We start from the raw sequence: 9,023 nt of genomic DNA, 5'->3' as shown, positions 1-9,023 counted from the left end.
TGGGTCCACTCTCGGTTCGGCCGAGGACGGCCGAATCGACAGGGGACCGGTGGTGGTCCAGTTCCGCGGCCAGCCGACTCGGGAGGTCGCGCCTCACCTCGTTCACCGCCCGCTGCACCGCATAGCGAAAGCCCGTGGCATCGGCGCTGCCATGGCTCTTGATCACGATCCCGGCCAGCCCCAGCAGGCTGGCGCCATTGTAGCGCACGGGATCGAGCTCGCCCTTGAGTCGACGCAGCGCCGGACGGGCGAGCAGCCCCACCACCCGGCTGCTCCAGTGGGCCTCGAAGGTCGCCTGGACTCGCTCGACCAGCAGCCGCGCCAGGCCCTCGCTGGCCTTGAGCACGGCGTTGCCGACGAAGCCGTCGCAGACCACCACGTCCGCGGCACCGCTGAAGATCCCGTCGCCCTCCACGTACCCCAAGTAGGCGATGTCGGGATGACGGCGCAGCCAGGCATCGGCATCGCGAACGCTGCGCGTGCCCTTGGTACCCTCGACACCGACATTGAGCAGCGCCACCCGCGGTGCCACGAGGCCATCCACATGGCGCGCCATCACCTCCCCCATCAGGGCGAAGTCGACCAGGCGCTCGGCACTGGCCTCCACGTTGGCGCCCAGGTCGAGCAGGTAGCAGCGACCCAGATCACGCGTGGGAATGGCGGTGCTGATGGCCGGACGTGGAATCCCCGCCACCGTACCCAGGGCACGCCGGGCCAGCGCCATCAGGGCGCCGGTGTTGCCGGCGCTGACCCCGGCCACGGCGTCGCCACCGGCAACACAGTCGAGCATCCGCGCCATGCTGGTATCGCCGCCGTGACGCAGCGCCTCGCTGGGTCGCTGGGACTGCTGGACGACCGCCGGGGCATCGCCGACCCGCAGACGCGACGCCGCCGCGGCAAGCTGCCGCGGCAGGCGAGCTATCTCGCCCTCAAGCAGCTCGGCGGGGCCGAACAGCCAGAGCTCGAGATCGGGGTCGGCACGGACGGCCGCGGCGGAGCCCAAGACGGCCGGACGGGGACCGAGGTCCCCGCCCATCGCATCGATGGCGATCCGCACGTCAACGGCCAGCCATTACCATCCGTGTGCCGTCGCGTCAGGCGTCGACGACCTTGCGGCCACGGTAGAAGCCGTCCGGCGACACATGGTGGCGCAGGTGGGTGGTGCCGGTCTCCTTGTCCTGGGACAGGGCCGGAGCGGTGAGAGCGTCGTGGCTACGACGCATGCCGCGCTTGGAACGGGTCTTGCGGTTCTGTTGAACTGCCATGGGTTGTCACTCCAGAGTGAAACGAGGATGTATCAGGGTTTGCCCTTGATCTGCCGCAGCACATCGAAAGGGCTCGCCGGGGCGCTGGCCGAATCGTCGGTCGCCTCCCCGCTGTTCAGCTGGTCGCGCGAGACCGGACACTCGGCCTCGTCGTGGTAAACCACCTGGGGCAGGCTGAGGATGAGCTCATCCTCGACCACCGCCAGCAGGTTCAGCTGTTCGTTTTCCACCAGCACCGGCTCGTGGGTGCTCGGCAGCTCCGCGGCCAGGGCGTCACTGGTGACCATTCCCAGCCGGAATGCGCTCTCGACCTGTTGCGCCATGGGCTCGAGGCAGCGCCGGCACGGCAGCTGCAGCTCGGCCTTCAAATGGCCACGGATCTCCCGTCGACCCTGGGGATCGATGGCAAAATCCAGCCATACCTGGGCATCACCGGACTGGGCGCCGATTTCCTCGGCGAGTCGCGCCATCTCGGCGAGCGCCACCAGGCCTTCCAGGTGTTCGGCACGGGCCGCGAGCTTGTAGGGCTCGACCCTGCCGGGGAGTCTTGAGGTCAACATAGGCGCGCAATGATAGGCACTCCCCCTGCCCCTGTCAAAGCCGCCATCGTCCCGGGTTACCATGGTGGCGAGGCGCCAGGACCGGCGCCGCCGACTCGCCGTTTCCCTCGACCCATTCCGGAGAATGCCCATGCCCCGTCTGATCCTTGCCTCGGGCTCGCGCTGGCGCCGTCAGCTGCTTGACCGCCTGGAGATCCCTTATGCCTGGGAGAGCCCCGACATCGACGAGACGCCGCGCCCGGGCGAGGCGCCCGAGGCCCTGGTCCACCGCCTGGCGCTGACCAAGGCCGAGCGGCTGGCCGACCGCTGGCCTGAGCACCTGATCATCGGCTCCGACCAGGTGGCACTGTTCGACGGCGAGATCCTCGGCAAGCCCGGTGACGCGGCCACGGCCCGCGCCACCCTGGCCCGCTTCTCCGGCCACCGCGTGCGCTTCCTTACCGGCCTGGCGCTGCTCGACACCGGGCAAGGCTGCCACCGGGTCTGTCACGAGACCTATGACGTGGTGTTCCGCCACCTGAGCGAGGGCGAGATCGCTCACTACGTGGAGAGGGAAAAGCCCCTGGACAGCGCCGGCAGCTTTCGCATGGAGGGGCTGGGCATTGCCCTGTTCGAGAAGCTCGAGGGGGATGACCCGAACACCCTGATCGGCCTTCCGCTGATCCGGCTCTGCGAGCTGCTGCGCGACGCCGGGCTGGACCCTCTCGGACCCAACACTCAGTAAGCCGGCGCCGCTACAGAGAGCGGCGCCGGGGACAGGTCGTAGAGGGGGTCCTATGCCAGGGGTGAGGAGCATTGCTCCGAACGGGCTGGCCAAGGAGGGCCAGCACCGGACCTGCAAGCGGAGCAGGACGCGAGAGCGAAGCAGGGCATCGGTAGCGCCCAGGGAGGGGTTCACAGCGCCCCCTCGCAGAGCTGTCGCCGGGAAAGCCGCGAGCTAAGAAGGAGGCGCTAGTAGACCTGATAGCGCACCGGCGACTCGCCCCTCGGCAGGCCCAGCCACTCCATGGCCACCCGGCCGAACTGGCGGGAGATTCGCTCGAAGGGGTCGAGACGCGGGGTGTAATCGCGCAGTCGTGCCTCGCCGAGTCGGGCGCGGGCCACGCCGTCGATGCTGTCGAGCCCGTCCACCAGCCCCAGCTCAAGGGCCTGTTCGCCACTCCAGATCAGCCCGCTGAACAGTCGCTCGTCGTCGGCCAGTCGACCGCCACGCCCCTCGCGCACGTCCTCGATGAACTGACGATGGGTGGTGGTCAGCACCTCCTGCCAGAACGCCCGCTGCGATGGGGCGATCTCCGAGAAGGGGTCGAGGAACGCCTTGTTCTCGCCGGCCGCGAAGACACGACGCTCGACGCCCAGGCGCCCGATGGCCTCCTCGAAGCCGAAACCGGCGTGGATGACCCCGATCGATCCCACCAGGCTGGCCGGCGCGGCGATGATCTCGTCGGCCGCCGCAGCCACATAGTAGGCACCACTGGCCCCGATGTCCTCGATCACCGCCAGAACCGGCTTGTCGCCGGACTCGCGCAACCGCATCACCGCCTCGAAGATGCGCTGTGACTGCACGGGGCTGCCGCCGGGGCTGTCGATATGCAGCACCACCGCCTCGACCCCATCCGCCCTCCAGGCCCGTTCCAGGCCCTCGATGATGCGCTCGGCGCTGGCTGGCGAATCGCTGTCGATCACCCCCTTGACCTCGACGACACCGAGATGGGGCTGGGCAGGCGCCCCGGCACCCGGGGCACCGAAGATGCCGTAGAGGGCGGTGGAGAGCGAGGCCAGGATCAGCAGCAAGAAAAAGAAGCGGAAGAACAGCTTCCAGCGCCGGGAGCGCCGCTGCTCCACCAGCACCCCGCCGATCCAGCGATCCATCATCTCCAGCTGGGCCAGGCGCTGGCGCTCGCGAAGCGTCTCGGCGTCCTCGGCGGGCGGCGGCGCTGCATCGCCCCGCGGCGCCTCGCGCTCCCGGTGCGCCTGTTCCGGGGTCAGCTCCGGTCCGCTGGTCCAGCGATCGTCGCGCTTGTCGTCATCACTCATGGTCGTCCTGTCCCTTGGTCAGCTAGCCGTGCAGCCAGTCGAAGAGGTCGGGCACCGCCTCGGCGGTGAACACCGGCCGGCTGGCAGAAAGGCGTGCCGGGGCATGCACGCCCCAGGTCACCGCCACCCGATCCATGCCCAGTGCCCGGGCCATCTCGAGGTCGTATTCGGTATCGCCGATCATCACCGCCTCGCCGACCTCGACATCGAGCTCGACGAGGAGCTCCTCGAGCATCCGGGGGTGCGGCTTCGAGCGCGTCTCGTCGGCGGTTCGGCTGGCATGGAACCAGCCACCGCTGGCGCTCTCGCGGAAGATGCGGTCCAGGCCGCGGCGGCTCTTCCCGGTGGCCACGGCCAGGCGCTGGTCCGCCCTGCCCCGCAGCCGGGCAAGGCCGGCCTCGACCCCGGGATAGAAGCGCATGGGGCCGGTATCGCCCTCGACGAAATGGTAGGCATAGCGTGCCCTCAGCAGCTCGGCACGCTCGCCGTCGATGCCGGGGCAGAGGGTGGCGATGGCTTCGGGCAACCCCAGGCCGATGATGTTGCGAATCGCTCCAGCCTCCATCTCGCCCCAGCCGGCCTCCCGGGAGGCCGCCTGCATGCTGGAGACGATCCGTTCGATGGAGTCCATCAGGGTGCCATCCCAGTCGAAGATGGCCAGTCGATAGCGCATGAAGCCTCCGTGTCAGCGTGACTGGCGAGTGCGGTCAAGCACCGCCTCGAGCTCACTGGGCAATGGCGCCTTGATCTTCACCGGCCGGCCGCTGCTGGGCTCGGGGAAGGTCAGGGACGCGGCGTGCAGGAAGAGTCGCGACAGGCCCAGTGTGGCGGAGAGCCTCTGGCTCTCGCGGCTGCCGTACTTGTCGTCGCCGAGCAGCGGATGGCCGGCATGGGCCGCATGCACGCGGATCTGGTGGGTCCGCCCGGTGACCGGCTCGGCCTCGACCAGGGTGACCTTCTCGAAGGCCTCGCGCACTGCGAAGCGCGTCCGGGCCACCTTGCCGGCCGCATCGACCCGCACCCGTCGCTCGCCGTTGGCGAGCTCGAAGCGGTCGAGCCGGGCGCTGACGAAGTCGCGTCGCGCCGGCCAGCGCCCGGCCACCAGCGCCAGGTACTGCTTGTCCATCTGGCGCTCCTTGAGCGAGGCATTGAGCGCCAGCAGCGCCGGGCGCGACTTGGCCAGCAGCAGGCAGCCCGAGGTGTCGCGATCCAGGCGGTGGACCAGTTCCAGGAAGTCGAGGTCCTCGCGCACCTGGCGCAACGCCTCGATCAGGCCGATCTTCACCCCGCTGCCGCCATGCACGGCGAGCCCCGAGGGCTTGTTGATCACCAGCCAGTCGCGCCCCTCCAGCAGCACGCTGCCGGCGAGCAGGTTGCGCAGGTTGTCGCTGACCTCGCGGACCGCCTCGCGGGGTGTGAGGCGCAGCGGCGGGATCCGCACCATGTCGCCCAGCGCCAGGCGGGTGTCGGCCTTGACCCGCTTCTTGTTCACCCGCACCTCGCCCTTGCGCACGATGCGGTAGATGAGGGCCCTGGGCGCCCCCTTCATGCGCGTCAACAGGAAGTTGTCGACCCGCTGGCCGACCTGGCCCTCGGTCACTTCCACCCACTGCACGTCGCGCCCTTCCGCCATGCCGCCACTCCACTGGATACCTGCTTGAAAGGCGCATTCTACCGCAGTGCAGACCATCCTGCGCCAATTGCTGGCCACCCCCTTTGCTGTTATATTGCCAACTCGCTTCACTGGGTCGTCACGACCCGCCAGAGCGCCTGCACGACAGACACGCAGGCCGGAGCGAAAGATCAGGCCGCGACGATCCTCGCCAATCCGGGGTCCCGCCGCCGACAAGCAAGCGATACAACGCCACGCCCGGCTTCGGTCGCGCTCCCTGCAGCACGACCGGAGATCACGGGATACGTACAACAACGTGCCGGAGGCCGGCGTTGGCGAATCGATGAATGCCAGGTGTTGGCGGTGACCGCAGGGCCGGATGGGCGACGTCCCACCGAGACATGTCCTGCCTCCGCCCCGTACTCAACATGATCATGCCGTGTCGGATCCATCGTGCAAGGATGACCCGAACGGCCGGGCGCACTACCGCATCCGCGACATGCGCTGAGCACAAGCACGCAGCAACCAGCGGTTCGCCTCCGTCGTTGACCGCCGTCCGGCGCGTCTCTACTTGCGAGACGACATGAAACGGATGCTCATCAATGCGACCCAGCCCGAAGAGCTGCGGGTCGCGCTGGTCGATGGACAACGCCTCTACGACCTGGACATCGAGTCCGGTGCCCGGGAACAGAAGAAAGCCAACATCTACCGCGGCAAGATCACCCGGGTGGAACCCTCCCTCGAAGCCGCCTTCGTCGACTTCGGTGCCGACCGCCACGGCTTCCTGCCCCTCAAGGAGGTGTCCCGCGACTACTTCCTGAAGGAACCCTCGGGCCGCCCCAGCATCAAGGAAGTGCTCAAGGAGGGCCAGGAAGTCATCGTCCAGGTGGACAAGGAGGAGCGCGGCAACAAGGGCGCGGCCCTGACCACCTTCATCAGCCTGGCCGGTCGCTTCCTGGTGCTGATGCCCAACAACCCCCGGGCCGGCGGCATCTCGCGACGCATCGAGGGCGAGGAGCGCAGCCAGCTCAAGGAGGCCATGAGCCAACTGACCGTGCCCGACAAGATGGGCCTGATCGTGCGCACGGCCGGCATCGGCCGCTCCCCCGAGGAACTGCAGTGGGACCTGGACTACCTGGTGCAGGTCTGGGATTCGATCACCGAAGAGGCCGGCAAGCGACCGGCACCCTTCCTGATCTACCGCGAATCCAACGTCATCATCCGCGCCATGCGCGACTACCTGCGCCAGGACATCGGCGAGGTGCTGATCGACAGCGAGCAGGTCCACCAGGAGGCCCTGGCCTTCATCCGCCAGGTGATGCCCTCCTATCAGCAGAAGATCAAGCTCTACGTCGACGAGGTCCCGCTCTTCTCGCGCTTCCAGATCGAGTCGCAGATCGAGACCGCCTACGAGCGCGAGGTCAAGCTGCCCTCAGGCGGCTCCATCGTCATCGACCATACCGAGGCGCTGGTCTCCATCGACATCAACTCGGCGCGCGCCACCCGCGGCAGCGACATCGAGGAGACCGCACTACAGACCAACCTGGAGGCGGCCGACGAGATCGCCCGCCAGTTGCGCCTGCGCGACATCGGCGGCCTGGTAGTGATCGACTTCATCGACATGAGCCCGGCGCGCAATCAGCGCGAGGTCGAGAATCGCATGCGCGACGCGCTCAAGCTCGACCGCGCCCGGGTGCAGATCGGTCGCATCTCGCGTTTCGGCCTGATGGAGATGTCCCGCCAGCGTCTGCGCCCCTCGCTGGGCGAGACCAGCGGCGTGGTCTGCCCGCGATGCGACGGCCAGGGCACGATCCGTGACGTGCGCTCCATCTCGCTCTCCATCATGCGCCTCATCGAGGAAGAGGCGATGAAGGAGCGCAGTGCCCAGATCCGCGCCATCCTGCCGGTGCCGGTGGCCACCTACCTGCTCAACGAGAAGCGCGCCGTGCTGGCCGAGATCGAACGGCGCCAGGGCGTACGCGTGGTGATGCTGCCCAATCCGGACATGGACACGCCCCACTACGACGTCCAGCGCCTGCGCGACGACCATGTGGACGAGGAAGGTGCCACCACCCTGTCCAGCTTCGAGCTCTCCACCGACACCGAGGTCGGCAAGGAGCCGGAGGCCGCCTTCGGCAAGCCGGTCCAGCGCGCCGAGGCCGCCGTGAAGACGGTGATCCACCACGAACCGGCGCCCGCGTCCCTGCAGGAGGAGGAGGCCCCGGCCCCGGTACCGCCCAAGGCAGCGGCCAGGGCGCCGGCTGCACCGCCCGTCGTCGAACCCCAGGCCGGGGTGCTGGGTCGCCTGGTCAAGGGCCTGGCCAAGCTGCTCGGCAGCGACGAGGCACCTGCCGGGACCGAGCCGAAGCCGTCCGCCCGCTCAGGCGAGTCGCGAGGCGAGCCGGGTTCGCGCAAGCCCGCCCAGCGCGAGGATGAGCGCGGTGGCCGCAACGGCCGCCAGCGTCGCCCGCGCAGCGAGGAGCGTCGCAGCTCGCCACGCCAGGAAGGCGAGCGTGGCGAGGGCAAGGCGGAAGGTAGCGAAAACCGTGACAATCGCGGCAGCCGCGGCGGCCGTGGACGCGGCGGTCGCCCCGACGAGGGTCGCCAGGCGCGCCAGCAGGAGGCGCCGAAGGCTCGCGATGACAAGCCCCGCGATGACAGGTCCCGTGACCAGAAACCCCGCGACGAGAAACCCCGCGACGACGCACGCCGCCAGAAAGGCAGCGACAAGCCGGCCGAGACGCCGAGCGAAAAGCGTGCCGAGAAGCCGGCAGCGGCGGAGGCCCCGGTGGATGACGGCAAGCCCAAGCGCACTCGCAACAACCCGCGCCAACGCACGCGCAAGCACGCCATCAACCCCAAGGCGGAGGCCGAGCAGCAGCGCCTGCAGGCCGAAACCGCCGCGGCCATGCCGGTAGAGACGACAGACGCCCCCCAGGTCGAGTCGCCCAAGGGCGAGGCCAAGCCAGCGGAGAGACGCACCGAGCCGAAGGCAGAGGCGCCCAAGCCTGAGCAGAAGTCGGACGAGAAGCTTGCCGAAGCATCGAAGGCCGAGCCCACACCGGATGAGGCCAAGGCCGAGCAGAAGCCAGCCGACGCAAAGGCCGAGTCAGACGCGGCCAAGCAGCCAAGCGGCCAGGCGGCCAAGGCCGAACCCAAGCCGGATGCGCACAAGGCGGAGCAGAAGCCCGTCGAGAAGGCTGCGGCAGCGAGGACCGACACCGCGGCAGCCAAGCAGCCAAGCGGCCAGGCGGCCAAGCCCGAGCAGAAACCTGCCGAAGCGAAGGCCGAGTCCGAGCCCAAAGCAGAGGCGCCGAAGGCGGAGCAGAAGCCGACCGAGAATCCTGCCAAGGCCGAGGCACCGAAGGCCGAGCAGAAGCCTGCCGAAGCGAAGACCGACACCGAGGCAGCCAAGCAGCCAAGCGGCCAGGCGGCCAAGCCCGAGCAGAAACCTGCCGAAGCGAAGGCCGAGTCCGAGCCCAAAGCAGAGACGCCGAAGGCGGAGCAGAAGCCCGCCGAGAAAGCTGCCGAAGCGAAGACCGACAGCGA

Annotated in this window: 8 protein-coding genes; 2 read left to right on the top strand and 6 right to left on the bottom strand. The window is 68.9% G+C overall.

The features are described 5' to 3' along the window. The 3 genes from plsX to QLQ83_RS14200 form a co-directional block, all read right to left on the bottom strand. The coding region (plsX, locus tag QLQ83_RS14210; protein WP_282736175.1) for a phosphate acyltransferase PlsX at positions 1-1,057 on the bottom strand (1,057 nt) is incomplete at its 3' end. A gap of 37 nt (positions 1,058-1,094) precedes the next feature. Then, positions 1,095-1,265 carry a 50S ribosomal protein L32 gene (gene rpmF / locus QLQ83_RS14205; RefSeq protein WP_106229211.1) on the bottom strand — a complete coding sequence of 57 codons (171 nt, stop codon included), beginning with the start codon at positions 1,263-1,265 and terminating at the stop codon, positions 1,095-1,097. A gap of 32 nt (positions 1,266-1,297) precedes the next feature. Further along, positions 1,298-1,825 carry a YceD family protein gene (locus tag QLQ83_RS14200; protein ID WP_282736174.1) on the bottom strand — a complete coding sequence of 176 codons (528 nt, stop codon included), beginning with the start codon at positions 1,823-1,825 and terminating at the stop codon, positions 1,298-1,300. Positions 1,826-1,955: 130 nt separating this feature from the next. Between QLQ83_RS14200 and QLQ83_RS14195 the strand changes: the two genes are divergently transcribed. Beyond that, a complete protein-coding gene (locus QLQ83_RS14195; RefSeq protein ID WP_282736173.1) occupies positions 1,956-2,549 on the top strand; it encodes a Maf family protein in 594 nt (197 codons plus the stop codon). A gap of 227 nt (positions 2,550-2,776) precedes the next feature. Here QLQ83_RS14195 and sppA read toward each other — a convergent pair whose 3' ends face one another. Genes sppA through QLQ83_RS14180 form a run of 3 tightly spaced genes read right to left on the bottom strand, consistent with a single transcriptional unit; the run spans position 2,777 to position 5,495 of the window. After that, positions 2,777-3,862 (bottom strand): signal peptide peptidase SppA, encoded by a 1,086-nt coding sequence (gene sppA, locus QLQ83_RS14190; RefSeq protein WP_282736172.1) that lies wholly within the window; start codon positions 3,860-3,862, stop codon positions 2,777-2,779. Positions 3,863-3,884: 22 nt separating this feature from the next. Further along, positions 3,885-4,535, bottom strand: coding sequence for an HAD-IA family hydrolase (locus QLQ83_RS14185; RefSeq protein ID WP_282736171.1), 651 nt, complete (start codon positions 4,533-4,535; stop codon positions 3,885-3,887). A gap of 12 nt (positions 4,536-4,547) precedes the next feature. Further along, positions 4,548-5,495: an RluA family pseudouridine synthase gene (locus QLQ83_RS14180; protein ID WP_282736170.1), complete on the bottom strand. Its 948-nt coding sequence runs from the start codon at positions 5,493-5,495 to the stop codon at positions 4,548-4,550. Positions 5,496-6,057: 562 nt separating this feature from the next. On the opposite strand from QLQ83_RS14180, the gene rne reads away from it, so the two are divergent. After that, positions 6,058-9,023: ribonuclease E (gene rne, locus QLQ83_RS14175; RefSeq protein ID WP_282736169.1), on the top strand; the 2,966-nt coding region annotated here is incomplete at its 3' end.

Origin of the sequence: Halomonas rhizosphaerae, from assembly GCF_030010555.1 — a bacterium.
In the GTDB taxonomy this organism is placed as follows: Bacteria; Pseudomonadota; Gammaproteobacteria; order Pseudomonadales; family Halomonadaceae; genus Halomonas; species Halomonas rhizosphaerae.
Note: the sequence above shows the minus strand (reverse complement) of the source record. Positions and strands in the feature narration are given on the sequence as shown.